At 65.2% G+C, this 18,839-nt stretch carries 20 protein-coding genes; 13 read left to right on the top strand and 7 right to left on the bottom strand.

Annotated elements, in window-relative coordinates:
- The coding region (locus tag VGH54_RS29150; RefSeq protein WP_331515648.1) for a TIGR03085 family metal-binding protein at positions 1-351 on the bottom strand (351 nt) is incomplete at its 3' end.
- A 178-nt stretch (positions 352-529) separates the two neighbouring features.
- On the opposite strand from VGH54_RS29150, the gene VGH54_RS29145 reads away from it, so the two are divergent.
- From VGH54_RS29145 to VGH54_RS29110, 8 genes are read left to right on the top strand one after another with little or no spacing between them, the layout of a single operon-like run.
- Positions 530-1,666 carry a polyprenyl synthetase family protein gene (locus tag VGH54_RS29145; protein WP_331515647.1) on the top strand — a complete coding sequence of 379 codons (1,137 nt, stop codon included), beginning with the start codon at positions 530-532 and terminating at the stop codon, positions 1,664-1,666.
- Positions 1,663-3,192 carry a phytoene desaturase family protein gene (gene crtI / locus VGH54_RS29140; RefSeq protein WP_331515646.1) on the top strand — a complete coding sequence of 510 codons (1,530 nt, stop codon included), beginning with the start codon at positions 1,663-1,665 and terminating at the stop codon, positions 3,190-3,192. The genes VGH54_RS29145 and crtI overlap by 4 nt, the downstream gene beginning before the upstream one ends.
- The gene (locus VGH54_RS29135) at positions 3,189-4,151 is read left to right on the top strand and encodes a phytoene/squalene synthase family protein (protein WP_331515645.1); all 963 of its coding nucleotides are present in this window, start codon (positions 3,189-3,191) and stop codon (positions 4,149-4,151) included. The genes crtI and VGH54_RS29135 overlap by 4 nt, the downstream gene beginning before the upstream one ends.
- Positions 4,151-4,471 (top strand): lycopene cyclase domain-containing protein, encoded by a 321-nt coding sequence (locus VGH54_RS29130; RefSeq protein WP_331515644.1) that lies wholly within the window; start codon positions 4,151-4,153, stop codon positions 4,469-4,471. Before VGH54_RS29135 ends, VGH54_RS29130 begins: the two co-directional genes overlap by 1 nt.
- On the top strand, positions 4,468-4,779 hold the full coding sequence (locus VGH54_RS29125) for a lycopene cyclase domain-containing protein (protein WP_331515643.1): 312 nt from the start codon (positions 4,468-4,470) through the stop codon (positions 4,777-4,779). Before VGH54_RS29130 ends, VGH54_RS29125 begins: the two co-directional genes overlap by 4 nt.
- Positions 4,766-5,488 (top strand): class I SAM-dependent methyltransferase, encoded by a 723-nt coding sequence (locus VGH54_RS29120; RefSeq protein WP_331515642.1) that lies wholly within the window; start codon positions 4,766-4,768, stop codon positions 5,486-5,488. The genes VGH54_RS29125 and VGH54_RS29120 overlap by 14 nt, the downstream gene beginning before the upstream one ends.
- Positions 5,485-7,011 carry an FAD-dependent oxidoreductase gene (locus VGH54_RS29115; RefSeq protein ID WP_331515641.1) on the top strand — a complete coding sequence of 509 codons (1,527 nt, stop codon included), beginning with the start codon at positions 5,485-5,487 and terminating at the stop codon, positions 7,009-7,011. The genes VGH54_RS29120 and VGH54_RS29115 overlap by 4 nt, the downstream gene beginning before the upstream one ends.
- Positions 7,008-8,006 carry a DUF5914 domain-containing protein gene (locus tag VGH54_RS29110; RefSeq protein WP_331515640.1) on the top strand — a complete coding sequence of 333 codons (999 nt, stop codon included), beginning with the start codon at positions 7,008-7,010 and terminating at the stop codon, positions 8,004-8,006. The genes VGH54_RS29115 and VGH54_RS29110 overlap by 4 nt, the downstream gene beginning before the upstream one ends.
- 12 nt (positions 8,007-8,018) lie before the next feature.
- On the opposite strand, the gene VGH54_RS29105 is transcribed toward VGH54_RS29110, so the two are convergent.
- Complete coding sequence (locus VGH54_RS29105) at positions 8,019-9,371, bottom strand: NAD(P)H-binding protein (protein ID WP_331515639.1); 1,353 nt, start codon at positions 9,369-9,371, stop codon at positions 8,019-8,021.
- A 249-nt stretch (positions 9,372-9,620) separates the two neighbouring features.
- Here VGH54_RS29105 and VGH54_RS29100 point away from each other — a divergent pair, with 249 nt between their 5' ends.
- Positions 9,621-9,773 (top strand): ANTAR domain-containing protein, encoded by a 153-nt coding sequence (locus VGH54_RS29100; protein ID WP_331515654.1) that lies wholly within the window; start codon positions 9,621-9,623, stop codon positions 9,771-9,773.
- A gap of 283 nt (positions 9,774-10,056) precedes the next feature.
- Complete coding sequence (locus VGH54_RS29095; RefSeq protein ID WP_331515653.1) at positions 10,057-10,545, top strand: MarR family winged helix-turn-helix transcriptional regulator; 489 nt, start codon at positions 10,057-10,059, stop codon at positions 10,543-10,545.
- Between the two features lie 44 nt (positions 10,546-10,589).
- Here VGH54_RS29095 and fni read toward each other — a convergent pair whose 3' ends face one another.
- Together fni and VGH54_RS29085 are read right to left on the bottom strand one after the other, a co-directional pair.
- Positions 10,590-11,615, bottom strand: coding sequence for a type 2 isopentenyl-diphosphate Delta-isomerase (gene fni / locus VGH54_RS29090; RefSeq protein ID WP_331515652.1), 1,026 nt, complete (start codon positions 11,613-11,615; stop codon positions 10,590-10,592).
- Positions 11,616-11,662: 47 nt separating this feature from the next.
- Positions 11,663-12,175 carry a MarR family winged helix-turn-helix transcriptional regulator gene (locus tag VGH54_RS29085; RefSeq protein WP_331515638.1) on the bottom strand — a complete coding sequence of 171 codons (513 nt, stop codon included), beginning with the start codon at positions 12,173-12,175 and terminating at the stop codon, positions 11,663-11,665.
- A gap of 92 nt (positions 12,176-12,267) precedes the next feature.
- Between VGH54_RS29085 and VGH54_RS29080 the strand changes: the two genes are divergently transcribed.
- Positions 12,268-12,750 carry a TspO/MBR family protein gene (locus VGH54_RS29080; RefSeq protein ID WP_331515637.1) on the top strand — a complete coding sequence of 161 codons (483 nt, stop codon included), beginning with the start codon at positions 12,268-12,270 and terminating at the stop codon, positions 12,748-12,750.
- A gap of 16 nt (positions 12,751-12,766) precedes the next feature.
- Entirely contained in the window at positions 12,767-14,107 is a 1,341-nt protein-coding gene (locus tag VGH54_RS29075) for a deoxyribodipyrimidine photo-lyase (RefSeq protein ID WP_331515636.1), read from the top strand.
- A gap of 1 nt (position 14,108) precedes the next feature.
- On the opposite strand, the gene VGH54_RS29070 is transcribed toward VGH54_RS29075, so the two are convergent.
- Positions 14,109-14,846: an acetyltransferase gene (locus VGH54_RS29070; protein WP_331515635.1), complete on the bottom strand. Its 738-nt coding sequence runs from the start codon at positions 14,844-14,846 to the stop codon at positions 14,109-14,111.
- 130 nt (positions 14,847-14,976) lie between these two features.
- Here VGH54_RS29070 and VGH54_RS29065 point away from each other — a divergent pair, with 130 nt between their 5' ends.
- Positions 14,977-16,254 carry a PQQ-binding-like beta-propeller repeat protein gene (locus VGH54_RS29065; RefSeq protein ID WP_414688835.1) on the top strand — a complete coding sequence of 426 codons (1,278 nt, stop codon included), beginning with the start codon at positions 14,977-14,979 and terminating at the stop codon, positions 16,252-16,254.
- Positions 16,255-16,268: 14 nt separating this feature from the next.
- Here VGH54_RS29065 and VGH54_RS29060 read toward each other — a convergent pair whose 3' ends face one another.
- Both VGH54_RS29060 and VGH54_RS29055 read right to left on the bottom strand, forming a co-directional pair.
- Positions 16,269-16,976, bottom strand: a complete 708-nt coding sequence (locus VGH54_RS29060) for an esterase (RefSeq protein WP_331515634.1) — start codon at positions 16,974-16,976, stop codon at positions 16,269-16,271.
- A gap of 185 nt (positions 16,977-17,161) precedes the next feature.
- Positions 17,162-17,896 (bottom strand): hypothetical protein, encoded by a 735-nt coding sequence (locus VGH54_RS29055; RefSeq protein WP_331515633.1) that lies wholly within the window; start codon positions 17,894-17,896, stop codon positions 17,162-17,164.
- Positions 17,897-18,839 lie beyond the last annotated feature (943 nt).

Here is an 18,839-nt window from a genome sequence, read left to right as displayed (position 1 = left end):
CTGCCAGCCGTCGATGGCTCGGCGCACGTCCTCGTGGTGAATGAACATCTCGCCGAGATTCGCGACCGCATCGAGGAGCTTGAACGGCGAGTACATCGGCGGACCGGGTGACACCAGGTTGACCAGGTCATCCCAGCCGGTCGATTGCGCAACCTTGTTCTGCACCTTCTCGGTGTAGCCGGCGAAGAAAGGTAAAGCGATACCCGGCGTCGCATCGAGACGGCGTTCCCGAACGACCAGATGAGCAGCCAGATCGCGTGTTTTCCAACCGGCGCACAGCGTCGGTGCGTCGGCCCCCACCTCGCGAAACGTGGTCACCAGTGCGCTTCGTTCACGCTGCGCTGCGGTCATGGACCCACCCTAGGCGAGATATCTCTGGCGAGCGGGGCAGATGTTCAGTAAGTTAAACTTTAATCTTGTGAAATTAATCTGCCGAGCGGACGTGTTTGCCTTCGTCGTTTGGGAGGTATAGCCGGTGAGTCTGGGCGGTACGGGTTGGTCGCGACCCGACCCTTCGAGAGGGGTTTCAATGGGCGAGGTGCGTGCGCTGTCGTTAGCGCCATCCGTGCAGCCTATTGAGCGCAGCCAACAATTCTGGTCAGATCCCGCACAGTTCGACGTATGGCGCATCGGGTTGCGCCGCAAGGTCTTGACACATCTGACCGAGTTCGTGACCGGCCGATGCGCTGCCGAACTCGATGAGTCAGGCGTGGAAGTGGCCGGCGACATCCTGATGAAGTTCGTAGCGGGCGGCAAATGCCTGCGCTCGACTTTCATGTATCTGGGCTGGCTGGCCGGCGCCCAGGACAGCGACGAGGCGCTGTTCGCCTCCGCCGGACTGGAACTGCTGCACGCCTTCGCGCTGCTGCAGGACGACGTCATGGATGCCGCCTCGTCGCGCCGCGGTCGTCCCGCCGCACACATCCAATTCAGCCAATGGCATCGAAATCGGCAGCTATCCGGCCCCGCGGAGCGATTCGGCGAATCGGCGGCGATCCTGCTGGGCGATCTCTGTCTGATCTGGGCCGAACAGATGCTGCGCGAAAGCGGCCTCGACCATCGCCGCCTGCAGCAGGCCTGGCCGCGTTACGACGCTATGCGCACCGAGCTCGCAATTGGCCAATTCGCTGATCTGGCAAGCGATATCCGCGACCTGCCGTCGATGGATACCGTGCTGGAGGTGGCGCGGCGCAAATCGGGCAACTACACCGTGCGCCGGCCGCTGGAGATCGGCGCGGCGATGAGCGGCTGCAGCGATCGAACCGTCTCCGGCCTGGGCCGCTACGGTGAAGCGGTCGGCGAAGCATTCCAGCTGCGCGACGATCTGCTGGGGGTCTTCGGCGCCGAGACGGTGACCGGCAAGCCAACCGGCCAAGATCTGATCGAGCGCAAGCCCACCAGCGTGGTCATCACCGCGCACGACCTGGCCGACCCGCCCACCCGCCGGCAGCTCACCGAGCTGATGAACAGCGGCGATCTCGACGACAACGCGATCGAGCGCTGGCGTACGTTGATTGTCACGACAGGCGCTGTGCAGAGGATCGAAGACATGATCAGCAGCCGGGTCTCGTCCGCGCTTAATGAGCTCGAGGATCTTCGGGTCGGCGAGCCGGTGCGGGCCGGGTTGGCGAACATGGCTGCCGTCTGCACGGAGCGATCCGAATGAGGACCGTTGCGGGCCCGAACAGCCGGGTGGTCGTTGTCGGCGCCGGTCTGGCCGGCCTGTCCGCGGCGCTACATCTGGCCGGGCGCGGCCGTGAAGTCACGGTGGTCGAACGAGAAAACTGGCCCGGCGGACGGGCCGGACGCCTCGACGTCGGCGGCTATCGGCTCGACACCGGGCCGACCGTGCTGACGATGCCGGACATCATCGATGACGCCTTCGCCGCGGTCAACGAAAATCGTTCGGCCCGACTGGATTTGATGACGGTGGACCCGGCGTACCGTGCGCAGTTCGCCGACGGCAGCAGCCTCGACGTGCACAGCGACGCGGACCTCATGGCGGTCACCATTCGAGAATTCGCCGGCGCCAAGCAGGCCGAGGGCTATCGGAAGCTGCGTGATTGGCTGACGCGGCTCTACCACGCCGAGTTCAACGGCTTCATCGCCGAGAACTTCGATTCCCCACTGTCGATGGTGAATCCGCAACTGGCCCGGCTGACGGCACTGGGTGGATTCCGCAAGTGGGACACCATGGTCAGTCGGCACATCTCCGACCCGCGGCTGCAGCGAGTCTTCACCTTCCAGTCGCTGTACGCGGGCGTGGCGCCGAAGAAAGCGCTCGCCGTGTACGCGGTGATCGCCTACATGGACACCGTCTCGGGGGTTTACTTCCCGCGCGGCGGCATGCGGGCACTGCCCGACGCACTGGCCGCGGCCGCCACCGATGCCGGAGTCCACTTCGTCTACGGCGCCACGGTCACCGGCCTGGAGCGCACCGGCAGCCGGGTGGCAGCCGTACTGACCGACACCGATCAGCGCATCGCCTGCGATGCCGTCGTGCTGACCACCGAACTGCCTACCACCTACGCCTTGTTGGGCCGCGAACCTCGTCGCATCGGTCGTCTTCGGCCGGCACCGTCGGCCGTTGTCGCACACATCGGCCGCCGCCAGGCGCCGTCGTCGGATCATTCACTGGCACACCACAACATCGTCTTCGGCGAGCACTGGGATCAGACGTTCACCGACATCATCCGTGACGGCAGGCTGATGCAGGATCCGTCCCTGCTCGTCACCAGGCCGACGGCCAGCGACCCGAGCTTGGCACCGCGCGGCCACGAGCTGTTCTACGTCCTTGCCCCGGCGCCGAACCTCACCCGCGGTGTGGTCGACTGGTCGCGCATCGGCGATAGCTACACCGAGCAGCTCATCGATACCGTTGGCGCGCGGCTGATTTCGGGCTTTCGCGACGGCGCCGAGGTGCTGCATGTCGTCAACCCCGAGGACTGGGCCCGTCAGGGGATGATCGCGGGCACCCCGTTCGCGCTGGCCCACACCTTCGCCCAGACCGGGCCGTTCCGTCCGGCCAACACGTTGCGCGGGATCGACAATGCCGTGCTGGCCGGATCGTCGACCGTGCCCGGCGTCGGGGTCCCCACCGCGATGATCTCCGGGCGACTGGCCGCCGACCGCATCACCGGCATCGTCGACGGGTCGAAGCGAACGGTTGTGGCGAAAGCAGGTCGGTCATGATCCGTACCGAGCTGACCGCGGCCGGCATCGAAGATCCCGACCTGCGCGGTGCCTACCGGCGCTGTCGCACCCTCAACGCAGCCCACGGCCGCACCTTCTTTCTGGCCACCCGGCTACTGGCGCCCGATCAGCGCCCACCGATCCACGCGCTCTACGGCTTTGCCCGGTACGCCGACGACATTCTCGACGATTTCGATCCGGCCCTGAATACCCCAACCCGGGCGGCACGGCTGCAGGAGTTGTCCGATGAATTCTTTTCCGCTGAGGAACACCCGGCCAACCCGGTGCTGGCCGCCGTGCGGCACACCGCCCGGCGTTACGCCATCGCTGACGAACTGTTCGACGACTTCCTGAACTCGATGCGGATGGACCTCACCATCACCGATTATCCGGACCGCCCCGCACTCAACCTCTATATGAAGGGTTCAGCGGAAGCGATTGGCCTGCAAGTGCTTCCGATCTTGGGCACGGTCGGCCCGGCCGACGAGGCCGCTCCGCGCGCGGCGGCGCTGGGCCGAGCCTTTCAGCTGACGAATTTCTTGCGGGACGTCGACGAAGACCTGATGCGCCAACGTGTGTACTTACCGGCCGATGAACTGGCCGCCCACGGCGTCGATCGCGACGTGCTGATGTGGTGCCACGACAATCGCCGGACCGATCGCCGGGTCCGTACCGCGCTGGCCGATCAGCATGATGTCGCGCGGCAGGTCTACCGCTACGCCGCGGACGGTGTCGCGATGCTGGAACCACGGTCACGGCCGTGCGTCGCGACAGCGCTGACGCTGTACTCGGAAATCCTCGACCGCATCGAAGACTGCGACTTTGCGGTGTTCACCCAACGCGCGTCCGTCGGCAACGGCCGACGGCTGCGCGTCGCCGGCGCTGGGCTGTTGCGTTCGTGGCGAGCCCGGTTGACGCACCCGGCCGCATCCGGCGATCGCAGATCCGATGTGGCGTAGTGGATCACGGGCAGTACCTCATCGTTCTGGCGGCCTGCCTGGCGATCACCTTGCCGCTGGAGATCTTTCGACCCGGCGTCTACCGCCAACTCTGGCGGGCCGCGCGCGCTGTGCTGCCCGTCGCCGCCGTTCTCGTACTCTGGGATGAGGTGGCCATCGGCAGCCACCTGTGGACGTACAACCCGGCATACGTCACCGGAGTGAACATCCCGGTTCGGATGCCGATCGAGGAGGTCGTGTTCTTTTTGGTGATTCCGTTGTGCGCCTTGCTGACCTACAACGCGGTGAGCGCCATCCTCAATCGGGTCAACCGCCGATGAGCGGCGTCGGCTACACCGTCCCTGCCATCGCGGCGGCGCTCGCCGTCGGTGCGCTCGAGGTGACGGTGTTGCGCACCGGGCTTTTTCGGCGCCCGGCCTACTGGCTGTCTATGCTGATCGTGATCGGATTCCAGATCCTGGTCGACGGCTGGTTGACCAAGCTGACTGCCCCGATCGTGGTGTACGACAATCGGCAAACCAGCGGCATCCGCTTTCCGCTCGACATTCCAATCGAGGACTTCTTCTTCGGCTTCGCACTGGTGACCGCCGTCCTGCTGCTATGGGAGCGACAACGTGAACGTCGGTAACACCGGTCTCCCCCGCACTGAGGTGCCGGCCGCATTTGACGTCGGCGCCCCAGCCTACGATCGACTCGTCGGCGCTAGCCCGGGATACCATGCCCACCTTCGCCTTTCGGCACAGCGAATGCGCCTGCCCGATCAGGGCCGCGGGCTGCGGTTGCTCGACGCCGGCTGCGGCACCGGCGCGTCGACGGCCGCGCTGCTGAGCGTCGCCCCGCACGCCGACATCGTCGCGATCGACGCGTCGGCCGGAATGCTCGACGTAGCTAAGAACAAGTCATGGCCCCCGTCGGTCCGGTTCGTGCACACGCCCGTGGAAGGCCTGGCCGACAACGGCGTCGTCGGCCCGTTCGACGGAATCCTGGCCGCGTATTTGATCCGCAACCTGTCCGATCCCGACACCCAGCTGCGGGCTCTGCGTGACCTGTTGTCGCCCGGCGCCACGCTGGCCGTGCACGACTACTCGGTACGCGACTCGCGGGCCGCGACCCTGGTGTGGCACGCAGTCTGCTGGAGCATCATCATTCCCTCCGGCTGGCTGCAGACCGGTGACGCGACGCTGTACAAGCATTTGTGGCGCAGCGTGTTGACATTCGACGGCGCAAGGCAATTACGGCAGCGGCTGCGTGACGCGGGCTTCACCGCGGTGCGCAGCGAGACGATGCCGGGTTGGGAGACCCAGATCGCGCACACCTTCCTCGGGGATGCGCCGTGACGATCGATCGCCGTCGCCGCACCTTTCCGGCGCCGCAGGGCCTGCACAGCGCGACGGCCCTGCCGTCGCGACCGCGGGCGGTCGTCGTCGGCGCCGGAATCGCGGGCCTGGCCGCCGCGACGGGTCTGGCGGAACGCGGCGTCGGCGTCGACGTCATCGAACGGGAGAATTACCTGGGCGGGCGGGTCGGCGGTTGGACCGATCACTCCGACGGCGTCGAGCTCGCCATGAACCGCGGCTTCCACGCCTTCTTCCGGCAGTACTACAACTTGCGGGCGCTGCTGAGCCGGGTTGACACGTCGTTGTCCATGCTGACCCCGGTCGACGATTACCCGCTCATCGACGGTGCCGGACGACAAGACACGTTCCGTGGTTTACCGCGCAACCCGCCATGGAATGCATTGGTATTCGCCTTGCGCAGCCCGACTTTTCGCCTCACAGACCTCACCCGCATCGACGCGCGTGCCGCTGCCCCGCTTGCCGCGGTGTCGCTGCCCGACATCTATCACCGCATCGATCACGTCGACGCCGAGACGTTCCTGAAGAGCATCAACTTCCCCGAGGCCGCGCGGCATCTGGCCTTCGAGGTGTTTTCCCGCAGCTTCTTCGCCAGCCCCACCGAGCTGTCGGCCGCGGAACTGGCCACCATGTTCCACATCTACTTCCTCGGCTCCAGCGAGGGACTGATTTTCGACGTTGCCAACGCCAACTACGACACCGCGCTGTGGCAGCCCCTACAGCAATATCTGGCCGGCCTCGGGGTGCGATTCCACCAAGGCAGGGCGGTGACGAGCATCGCTCTCGACGACGATCAGACATTCCAGGTCCGTACCGATACCGGCGATCAGATGGATGCCGACGCCGTCGTGCTGGCCACCGACGTGGCCGGCTTGCAACAGATTGTCGCGGCCTCACCGAGCCTTGGCGACGACTTCTGGCGAGCGCGGATCAAGAAGTTGCGTACCGCCCCGCCGTTCATGGTGCAGCGCCTGTGGCTTGACCGCCCGGTGTCCTCTGATCGACCGGCGTTTCTCGGTACGGCCGGCCACGAGCCGCTGGACAACATCAGCGTCTTGGATCGATACGAACGCCAAGCTCGCGACTGGGCGCGGGCGACCGGAGGCTCCGTTATCGAATTACATTCGTACGCAGTGGAATCCACACATCCGCAAAAAGCCATGCTGAGCCAGCTGCACAAGCTCTACCCGGAGACCCGCTTGGCGCGAGTGGTTCACGAACGCATGCTGCAGCACCGCGATTGCCCGCTTTTCGCCCCGGGCACCCACGCGCACCGGCCCGGCGTCGTGACACCACTGCCGGGGCTGCTGCTGGCCGGCGACGGGGTGCGCATCGACTTGCCAGTGGCGCTGATGGAGCGTGCGGCCACCACCGGATGGACCGCCGCCAACCACTTACTGACGCAGTGGGGACTCGCCGGCCACGCCCTGAGTACGGTTCCCACCCAAGGCCGTTGGGCGCTGCTGCGTTATCTGGCCGGCCGAGAAAGGGATCCGCGACAATGAGCATCGGCGACAACGTGCGGCGCCGCTGGCCCAAAGATTGGCCGCTGCAGGCGATCCCGCCTCTGACGTGGGCCGACCAGCGTCCGACATACCGGGAGGCCTCGCCCGCGATCATCGACGCCGCGCTGCAGCGGTCGCAGCGCCGGCCGACCGGCAACTGGTACACCTTCGCCGCGAGCCGCGATGTGCGCAGCGGTCGGCCGCTGGGTACTCGTGTGGCCGGCGTCGAGCTGGTCGCCTGGCGTGATCAGCAATCCCGACTGCAGGTCGGCCCGCGCAGCTGCCCCCATCTCGGTGCCGACCTGGCAACCGCGGCCGTGCACGACGGCGCCCTGATCTGCCGATGGCACGGACTCTGCCTGGACGCGGACACCAACGAATTCGGGTGGCGGCCGCTGCCCAGCTATGACGACGGCGTGCTCGCCTGGGTCCGTCTGGACGATGTCGGTGGCGAGGAGCCGCTCGATCAGCCGGTGATTCCGGCCAGACCAGCCGGCGACACACTGGACGCCGTAGCGAGAATGGTCGGCACCTGCGAACCGTCCGACGTCATCGCCAACCGCCTCGATCCTTGGCACGGCGCGTGGTACCACCCGTATTCGTTCACCCGACTCGAAGTGCTGACCACTCCGACCGAAGAAGCCGACCGTTTCCTGGTCGCGGTGACGTTCCGGATCGGCCGGGTCGGCGTACCGACGGTTGCGGAGTTCACCAGCCCCGAGGCGCGCACCATTGTGATGCGCATCGTGGACGGCGAAGGAGCGGGCAGCGTGGTCGAAACTCACGCCACCCCATTGGGTTTGGGACCGGACAATCGGCCGCGAACGGCGGTGATCGAAGCCACCGTCGCCCACTCCGACCGGACCGGATTCAAGCGGGCCCGTCATGCCGCCCCGCTGATCACCGGGCTCATGCGCATCGCCGCGGCCCGGCTGTGGAAAGACGACCTGGCCTACGCCGAACGCCGCTATCAGCTGCGTGCCAGTACGCCGTGATCCGTTCGCCCGCTACGTTCGCGTGGAAACCTCTGTGCCGTTTGCCTTTGCGGTGATGTCGCGCGCGATACCGCCGAACACCGCGCTACGAAGCCAACTGGACGCCGTCCAAAAGACTTCACCGGCAAGACCATATGGCTGGAACACCACCCGTTGCCGATAGCTGCAACGACCGTCGCCCTCGGGACGCACCGACAACTCGAGCCAAAGGCGGCCCGGCAGTGGAACATCCGCGCGCAGCCGCAACAGCCGGGGCTGATCGACGTGCTCGACGCGCCACCAGCCGTGCTCGGATCCGATCGACTCAAACACCTGCCACAGCGTCTCGACATCGGCGTCGACCTGCCGTTCAGACACCTGCTCGTGCAGCGATCCACCGGCCCAGGCTGGGTCGGTGGGCAGCGGCTGGGACGGTGAGTCCTCTTGTCTCGAGCGCGACCAGCGAGTGGTCAGCGCGGTGTCGCGCGTCCGTTCCAGTGCGAGTTCGACCGCGTCTTTGTAGTGCGTCAGGCCTTTTTCGGGGTCTGGGATGTGTTGGGCGATATCGTGCTCGGCGCAGACGACATCGTTCTCCAGCGATTTCATCAACGACGACGCCAACGACCGCGGCAGCGGGGTGATCAGGTTCACCCAGTGCGAGGACAGGTACGGAGTCAGTACCGGCACCGGGATGGCGAGTCGGCGCTGCAGCCCAGCGATCGCCGCATACTTGCGGATCATCTCGGTGTAGGTGAATGTGTCCGGACCGCCGATGTCGAACGGGCGGCTCACGTCGGCCGGCAAGTCTGCCGCGTTCGTCAGGTAATACAGCACGTCGTGGATCGCAATGGGTTGCACCCGGGTTCGCAGCCATTTCGGTGTGACCATCAACGGCAGTCGTTCGGTCAGGTACCGCAGCATTTCGAAGCTCGCCGACCCGGCTCCGATGATGGCCGCCGCCCGCAGTTCCGCAGTTGGCACTCCCGAGTCACGCAGCAGCCGGCCAACTTCGGCTCGCGACGCCAAGTGGTCCGACAAATGCTGGTGATCGGCGATGATGCCGCCCACGTACACGATGCGCGAGAGCCCTGCCTGCCTAGCGGCATCCGCCACGATCGAGGCCGCGCGCGCATCCAGGTCGACGAAATCGGTGCTCAGCATCGAGTGCACCAGATAGTAGAGAACGCGCTGACCATCGAGCGCCCGCCGCACAGTGTCGGCGTCGGCGACGTCACCTTCAACCACCTCGACGTCCTGGCGCCACGGCACATCGTCAAGTTTGGCCGGCGTTCGCGCCATCACCCGGACGTCATGACCCGCCGACAACAGCTCGGGAACCAACCGCGCTCCTAGGTAGCCGGTGGCGCCGAAGATGACGCAGCGCATCGCACACTCCTCGCTTAGCTCAGATCCGCAGCAGCTGGGCCCGCCGCACGGAGGCGGTATACCCGCTTTCGCCCGTTACCGACCAGCCGGGATGATTAAGTCACACTTCCTTCATAATATGAATATTTAAGTTTATAGTGTGAATCGGAGAATGGGTAGTGGCATCGGCAGCCGGCGGCGCGTTCATCGGGTATCTGCCGCCAGCCAGATGCACTGCGACCCGACAACTGACGACCGGGAAGCACACATATCGGCCAGGCCAAGGGCAGGCCAATGGAGCGTTTCGATATTGACGCTGCTATAGCCTTCGCACGGCTCAAGCAGATGTCGCAAAACCGCAATACGCCCATTGCGCGGGTTGCACATCGGGTCGCGGGCGGCGACAGCTTACTTTTCAAGTAAGTCCTGAAACGGCGACTACTGTTGTCCCACTTGATGACTCAAAAGTCCCGTCCCGTGCCCGCTCAGATCCCGATGGCCCACCAAAGCGGGTCATTACGCTGTACCGAACGCGGTACCGCGATACCGTTGCGCTGGCGGGAGAGATTTGGCTTCCCGGCGGATTCTCGCTGATCCAGCGGGTGTCCGATACGCTGAACGGAAGATTCGCTAAGAAGGATGCGATCAGGTGACTAATCGGGGCACAAACGGTTCACCGCCCAGCAGGCCAGAGCTGGAACAGCTGATGTCGGCTGATATGCGGGCGGTTACAGCACAGTCCGACCGAATAGGTCGCCATTTCGCGCGCCAGAACGACGTGAGTGGCAACGACTTCCACGCGCTGTTGCACGTCATGGTCGCCGAGACGGCTGGGACGCCGCTGACTATGGCTCAGTTACGGCAGCGGATGGACGTCTCGCCGGCGGCGATCACCTACCTCGTCGATCGCATGATCGATGCCGGCCATGTCCGCCGAGAATCGGACCCCTCGGATCGACGCAAGGCCCGTCTCCGATACGAAGAAAGCGGCATGGAACTGGCCCACGGATTTTTTCAGCCGCTCGGCGCGCACCTGCGCGCCGCACTCGCCGGCTTACCCGACCGGGATCTGCTTGCCGCTCACCGGGTTTTCGGCGCGATGATCGCCGCGATGTCGACATTTGAAGCCGAAATCGCTGTTAACAATTCCAAGCCGTCGACGGCTCCGGCCACCGCATCCAGCGACCTCAGCTGAGCAGGCCTTCGGCAGCTCGCCGAAAAATGTTGTCGATCAACGCTTTACTGGATCGGGCTGATGCCGATGTGGCGCAGGGCCAGTAGGTCCGCAGCACCGGCACCATGCAAGCAGATTCGCAGCTCGTCGATAAAGCGCTGCAGCCAATCCACCACGGCCTCAGTGGATTCGATCGCCGCAGCCAGCAATGGACGGGCGATGGCCACGACGTCGGCGCCCAGTGCCAATGCTTTTGCCGCGTCCATGCCGGTGCGGATGCCACCAGAGGCCACCAGCGGGACGACAGGCAGAGCCTGACGCACCTCCACGATGGCCTGCGCCGTCGGTATCCCCCAGTCGGCCAGGTCGGGGAAACGCACCTCGCCGTAGCGGACGAGCTGCTCCACGCGTGACCATGAGGTACCGCCGGCACCCGCGACGTCGATCGCGGCCACTGGCAACTCGCCGGACTGGCCCGTCAACTCGGCGATCGCCGCGGTGCCGATGCCGTGACCCACTTCCTTGAGCAGCACCGGATATTCCAGTGCTGCGGCGACCTGTCGCAGCCGGTCGAGCGACCCGGAAAAGTCGCCGTCGCCGTCTCGCTGGACGGCCTCTTGCAATGGATTGGTATGCACGGCAAGCGCATCGGCGCCCACTCGCTTCAGCGCATTCGAGATGTCGTCAACCGCAGCGGTGGTCAGCTGCGCGAGCCCAATATTGCCGAACAACAACACATCCGGCGCGACGTCGCGGACGGTGAAGCTGGACGCCGCCTGCTCCCCCATCGCACTGCCCAACATGATCCGCTGCGAGCCAAGCATCATTCCGATGCCGAGCCGTTGCGCAGCCCCGGCCAGATTCTTGTTGATCGTCCCGGACAGCTCGGCGCCGCCGGTCATCGCGCCGACCAGGATCGGCGCCCGTAGGGGCACACCGAGAAAGCTGGTCGACAGGTCGATGTGGGCGAGGCTGGTCTGCGTCAGCGCGTTGTACGGCAGCCGGTAGCGCTCCAGCCCTGTCGTGACACCGGAATACGTCACCCGGTCGTCAAGGCACACGTCGATGTGGCGTCGCTTGCGGGTCGTCATCCCGTTCGAATCAGTTGGCACAGCACCTCCCTCCTGGTCCCCGTGGCTCAATCGGCCGGCCGCTCGGGCGGCTTCCACGACGACAGCTCATCCTGGTATCGGCGCATAGCCGCGACCAGGGCGGCGAAAACCCTACTGGCAGCTGAGAGGTCTTCGTCGGACAAGCCGTGCATCGTTTGATGGGCGTGGGTTCCCAGCGGGGCGAAGAATGCTCGCGCGGTGGCCAGGCCAGAATCCGAATAACGCAGGATCACCTTGCGCCGGTCGCCGGGGTCGGACTCGCGCGTGATGTGGCCAGACGCCATCAACCGGTCCACCAGATAGGTGATGGCCGCGCCCGACAGCCCCATGCGCTGCCGGAGCTCGCCGGACGTGATTGGCGCCCCGGCGGTTTCGGCAACCATGACATGCAGCAGAGCGCGAAAGTCGGTGGGCCGCACGTCATGCACGGCGGCGAACGAGCGGCCGATCTGTTCGGACTCAGCCGTCATCACTCGCAGATGAGCGGAAATCTGCTGTTCGAGTGCGGCTCGGCCGCCCGCCGTCTCATCGGGGCCCATGACGCTGTTCAGCTTATCCCGCTTTCGGGTATTACTTCAGTTGATTAATACTTAAATTACTGAAAGACTTGTCGACGTCGAAGGGATTTCAGGTGAATAAGCAGATACTGGCCGCGACGACCCTTTCCGTCGGCGCGACCTCAGGCATCGGAAGCATCGCCAGCCAGCCTCGGATCACCTGGTGGTACTCCCGCTTACGCAAACCAAGCTATGTGCCACCCAACGGGGTGTTTCCGGTCGCCTGGACTACGTTGTACGCCGACATCGCGGTGACCTCTGCGACCGCGATCGACCGACTGCGCGCGGAAGGGCGTGACCACGAAGCCCGCAACTACGTTGTCGCGCTGGCCGCCAACCTGATCCTCAACGCCGGGTGGAGTTGGCTGTTCTTCAAGCACCAGAAGTTGGGCGCCTCGGCGATCGGCGCGGCCGTGCTGGCCGCCAGTAGCACCGATCTGGCCAGGCGCACCGTCGCGGCCGATCCGCGGGCGGGCGCCGCGCTGGTGCCGTATCCGCTGTGGTGTGCCTTCGCCACCGTAATGGCGGGCCACATTTGGGTACTCAACCGCAGATGAAAGCCCTGACCCGCTGATGCCGGCGTTGTTGTGGTTCCGCCGAGACCTGCGACTGCGCGACCTCCCGCCGTTGCTCAGGGCGGCCGCCGACAGTGACGAGGTGCTGGCGTGCTTTGTCCTCGATCCCCGTTTGGAGGCGTCCTCGGGCAGCCGCCGGATGCAGTTTCTGTGCGATTCGTTGCGTCAGTTGCGAGACGATCTGGATGGACGGCTTTTGGTGACGCGGGGTCGGCCCGAAGAGCGCATTCCTGCGCTCGTCAAGGAGATTGAGGCGCCGTCGGTGCATGTCTCCGAAGACTTCGCACCCTACGGCCGGCAACGCGACGACCGCGTGCGCTCGGCGTTGGGCGACGTGCCGCTGGTGGCGACGGGGTCGCCGTATCTGGTCTCACCGGGGCGCGTGACCAAGGACGACGGCGAGCCGTACAAGGTGTTCACCCCCTTCTTCGGCCGATGGCACACGATGGGATGGCGGTCAGCTGCCCGATCCGGAGCCAAGTCCGCGAACTGGGTCGACCCCACCGAGCTGGGCATGCGCACCAAGCGGGTCGAGATACCAGACCGGGGCGTCGAACTGGACCTGCCCGCGGGCGAGGCTGCCGCGCGACGGCAGTGGAGAAAGTTCGTCGACACGGGACTCGAGAAGTACGGCGACGACCGGAATCGTCCCGACCATGACGGCACGAGTCGGATGTCGGCCCATCTGAAGTTCGGCACGATCCACCCCCGGACCATGGTCGCCGACTTGGACCAGCGGCACGCCGGCGCACGAGCGTATTTGCGAGAGTTGGCTTTTCGCGACTTCTACGCCGCAGTACTGCATCATTGGCCCGACAGCGCCTGGCGGAATTGGAACAGCGGTTTCGACGCCATCGAATTCAATACCGACGCGGACGCCGAGCGGCACTTCGAATCCTGGAAAGCCGGCGAGACAGGCTTTCCGATCGTCGACGCCGGCATGCGTCAACTCCGTGAAACCGGCTTCATGCACAACCGGGTGCGGATGATCGTCGCATCGTTTCTGGTCAAGGACCTGCACCTGCCCTGGCAATGGGGCGCCCGGTGGTTCCTCGACCAGTTGGTCGACGGCGACATGGCCAGCAACCAGCACGGCTGGCAGTGGTCCGCGGGATGCGGCACCGATGCCGCACCGTATTTCCGGGTGTTCAACCCGACAAGGCAGGCCGAGAAGTTCGATCCCGCCGGCGACTACGTGCGGCGCTGGGTCGCCGAGCTCGCTGATGCCGACGACGTCACGCTGACCAAAAGCGATCGACCCTCTGGTTATCCCGAACCGATCGTCGACCACAGCGCGGAGCGCAGCGAAGCGCTGCGCCGCTACCAAAGCATGAACTGAGTTAGCGGGCGGCTTTCTTGCGTTCGATGTCGGCCAGCGCCGCGGCGAGCTCGGCGCGCTGAGCCGCCGAAGTCTCCCAGGCCAGCTGACGGTTCTTGACCACCTTGGCCGGCGCCCCCACCGCGATCGAGAAGTCCGGCACGTCGCCCCGGACCACGGCGTGTGATCCCAGCACGCAGCCCCGGCCGATGGTGGTGCCGCGCAACACGGTCACCTTCACACCGACCCAGGTGTCCGGGCCGATACGGATCGGGGATTTGACGATGCCCTGATCTTTGATCGGCAGCGTGATGTCGTCCATCCGGTGGTCGAAATCGCAGACATAACACCAGTCGGCCATCAGCACCGAGTCGCCGACCTCGATGTCGAGGTAGCAGTTGATGACGTTGTCGCGGCCCAACACCACCTTGTCTCCGAAGCGCAACGAGCCCTCGTGCGCGCGGATCGTGTTCTTGTCGCCGATGTGGACCCAGCGCCCGATCTCCAGCTGCGCCAGCTCCGGCGTTGCGTGGATCTCGACACCTTTGCCGATGAATACCATGCCGCGAGTGATGATGTGCGGGTTGGCCAGCTTGAACTTCAGCAGTCGCCAGTAGCGAACCAGGTACCAGGGGCTGTACGCGCGGTTGCGCAGCACCCACCTCAGCGAGGCCAGCGTGAGGAACTTGGCCTGGCGTGGGTCCCGCAGATTCGACCCCCGCCAGCGGCGATGGATCGGGGCACCCCACATGCTCGTCATGGCCGAAAAGCCTATCGCCGTAGCGTGAAGCACGGCGAAGCGGGCAATCAGCCGGAAGCGAGCCGCCGCAGGTTACCCTCGCACCGTGCCCTGGCCGATTCCCCGTCGCACTGTGCGGCATTGGTCATCCGTGGCGTCGGCGGTCGTTGTGACGGCCGCAATGGCGGGTTGCGGCAATACCGACTCCTGGGTCGAAACCACGCCGGCGGAGGGCTGGCCCGCCCAGTACGGCGACGCGGCCAACAGCAGCTACAGCCCAACCGCCGGCGCGCACCGGCTGACCCTGCGCTGGACCCGCTCGGTGAAGGGGTCTCTGGCGGCAGCGGTGGCGCTCAGCTCGCGCAATTGGCTCGCGGCGAACGCGCAGACACCGGGCGGCTGCTCACTGATGGAGTGGGAGAACGACGACAACGGCAGGCAGCGGTGGTGCACACGGCTGTTCCAGGGCGGCGGCCTTGCCAGCCCGTTGTTCGACGGCTTCGACAATCTCTACGTCGGCCAGCCCGGGGCGATCGTGTCCTTTCCCCCGACCCAGTGGATCCGCTGGCGACGCCCGGTGATGGGAATGCCTTCCACGCCAAGGATTCTCGATCACGGGCAACTGCTCGTAGTCACGCACCTGGGACAGGTGCAGGTATTCGACAGCCATCGCGGCACCGTCGTCGGCAATTCGGTCGACCTGGTGGACAACGTCGACCCGAGCGACTTCACCCGCGGGCTCTCCGATTGCGGGGCCGCCCTGGCGGGCTGCCCCATTGCCGCCGCACCCGCATTCGCGCAAGCGAACGGGATGATCGTGGTGGGCCTGTGGGAACCGGACGCCTCCGCGCCAGTGCTGGTCGGGCTCAAGTACCACCCAGGCCAAAATCCGCTGCTGACCCGGGAGTGGACCAGCAACGCGGTCGCTGCTGGCGCACTGGCCAGCCCGGTGGCCTCCAGCGACGGATCCACCATCTACGTCAATGGGCGAGACGAGCGACTGTGGGCACTGCACGCGGCCGACGGCAAGCCGAAATGGTCGATTCCGCTGAAGTTTCAGGCGCAGACGCCGCCATCGGTGACACCGGGCGGGCTGATCGTGTCAGGTGGCGGCCCGGACACCCGTCTCGTCGCCGTCAAGGACGCCGGTGACCACGCTCAGGAAGTGTGGCGCCGCAACGACGTCAGCCCGCTGTCGACGTCAAGCCTGGCCGGGAGCGGCGTCGGCTACGCCGTCGTGACCGGCGGCCCCGGCGAGGGCGCGCGAGGCATGACGCTGCTGGTTTTCGACCCCGGGAGCGGCCGCACGCTCAACAGCTACGGGTTGCCGGAGGCAACGGGTTATCCCGTGGGCGTCTCGATCGGCCATGATCGCCGGATCGTCGCCGCGACCAGCGATGGTCAGGTGTACAGCTTCGCCCCGAGCTGACGGGCCGGGCCCGTCTAGCCCTTGACGGCCAGTGGCGGAATCGCGTTGCGGGGGACGTGGACCTGGCTGGCGCCGGCCAGCGATGGCAGCAACTCACCAGGTGCGAAGTAGAAGATCAGCTCGTCGTCGGTGATGGCGAAGTTCTGATAATGCGAGGCGTCCAGGCCGGATCCGGGCAGGATTGCGGCGCCTAGCCCGGTTTTCTTTCCCATCTCGCGCTGCACGATCGGGTAGATCGCGTCCAGCGGTTTGGTGTTCGGCGCGAAGAGCGTGTCGAAGGTGATCGCTTTTTGTTCACCGAGGTCGTAGTTGAAACCTTTGTAGAAGGTCGACGGGCGCGGGCCGCCGAGATCTTCGAAGACTTTGAGCACCACGCTTCGGGTGCCGGCGGGCGACTGGCCGGAGTGGTACTGCTCGGAGGTGACATCCATTTGGTACGGCACTTCTCGCGGGCCGGACGTCTGCGACGACGTCTGCGCGACGTTGACGAAGCCATCTCGATTCTGGGTGAGGAAGTCAGTCAGCGCCTGGTCCGGGTAATCGACCGGGAACGTCATGGCCAGCGTGTAAGTCGACGTCGAGACGTGCACGTTGCACGTCTGGTCATCTTGAAGCGCGCCACCCAAGCTGGTGCACGCCGAGTCCGCGCCGGCGACCGCGATGCCGGACCAGCCCAGCAGGGCTCCGGCCGCTATTAGCACGGCCGACATGATGTTGCGCATCGGTCGACTTGTCCTCGCAGACTCAGAACGGCTGAAATGCCGTCCAGTCAGACTACCTGGCCCCTCTGACGCGGTACCGCAAACGCTGGCGGCATCGCTTGCCCGGCCGATGCTGATCAGCGCCTGCCCAGGTCAGCGGCCACCGTCCTCCCTAACGGCGGCCGCCGACCCGGCAGGCTGGTTCTTTAGAACAGCGAGGCGAGCTCAGTCCACAGGTTGCTGGCGTCCGCAGCCGCACTCCCACCGTCGAACGACGACAGCAGTTCAGTCCAGAGGTTGCTGGCGTCGGCAGCGGCACCCGAACCGCCCGACAGCAGGTCAGTCAGATGCCCGCCGCTCTCAGCAGCCGCAGCGGTGGTGGTAGTCGACCCATCGCCATAGAACTTCAGGATGTCGGCGAGGTAGTCAGCGCCCTGCGCGTGAGCCGTCCCGAGATTGTTGCCCTCGACGTAGGCGCCGTCGTAACTGCCCCCACCCGCCGCGTCGCCGCCGGACAAGGCAGTGTCGTTGTTGCCGAAGATGACGGCGTAGTCGAAGGTGCCGGGGTGCGAGGCCCCGTCGCCGCCGGCGTAACTGAAGTCGTTGTTGCCGTAAGCGAAGGCCGTGTCGTCAGTTGAGCCACTTGCCTGGGCTGCGTTATAACCACCGGCCACGGCCGACGAATCAGTGCCGTCGACACTCGCGTAGTTATCGGTGCCGAACGCGTACGCAGTTGCGCCGGCGCCGTTCGCGATCGCAATGTCCCCGTTGGCACCCGAGGTGGCGTACGCGTCGCCTGACTGGAACAGAGTCAACCCGTCCATCGAGATGGCCATATTCAAGGCCGGCGTCGTGCCCGCGGCCGGGACCGCAGTGCTGAGAAAGCTGTCGACCGCCGACAGCCAGTCGCTGGACGTGTCTGCCGAGGCGATTGCGGGCATCGAAGCGAACGCTGCTCCTACACCCAACCCCACGGCCAGCAACCCCAGCCGAATTAAAGCACGAGCGCTCTTCATCGCTTTACCTTTCCCCGAGAAACGCCATTTGCGCCTTTATCGCCATCAACGCTCGTCGCGCTGTGTGGCTCAGCATATGCGGAGCCGTTAATTTTGTTCGAACAAAGTCTAATAATTTTTGAAAAAGTCCTCAGCTCTTATTTGGGTCGGTGGCGATTATCACTGGTATTGCCTGTGACACCTGTCAAGTCTGTTCTGCAGGCTTTGACTTCTGATCAGCGATGAACGGTATGGTCCTGACCAGCGGTCACTCTGATGCGAATCCGGAATAAACTCGAGAGATACCGTCAATTTTTGCTCGGTTTTTGTTCGATCTATCGGAGATTGCGGCCGCAATTCCGGACTCCGGGCGCTTGTAGACGCCACCGACGGCGGCGATCAGCGTTGATTTAGCGTCGAAGGACAATGTCGCTATTGCTACCCGATCGGACGACGTGGGCGCTCACATTAACGACGAGTCGACCTTCGCCCGGGGCGATTGCAGTTCGGTCGGCGCTCCCGCTCGCAGCCCCCGCCCATGTACTGCGCAGGAGTCCGATTGATAGTGGCGATATGCCCGGCGATAACGCCGCCGCCGTCGTCGTTGGTGAGCGCGGTGCTTTCAATGCTGGCAGCGGCGTTCACCACAGAGTTCGTCGCGGGAAGGACTTGCTGCGTACCGCACGCCACTGCCGCACTCAGGGCCACTCCGAATGCCAGCGGGCCCAGTCGGTTAACACCACGAGCGTTCACCGTTGAACTTCCTTTCACCGACCGGCTTGTCGGCAGGGGAATTCGTTTATCAACTGATGCTGAGGACAAATCATAGTCATTACGGGGTGTTAAAACCAGGTTACCTGGGAAAAAGTTACCAGTTAGCAAGCGTGGT

This window comes from Mycobacterium sp., assembly GCF_036488105.1.
GTDB lineage: Bacteria > Actinomycetota > Actinomycetes > Mycobacteriales > Mycobacteriaceae > Mycobacterium.
The sequence above is the reverse complement of the archived record's forward strand: the minus strand, read 5'-3'. Positions and strand labels throughout refer to the sequence as shown.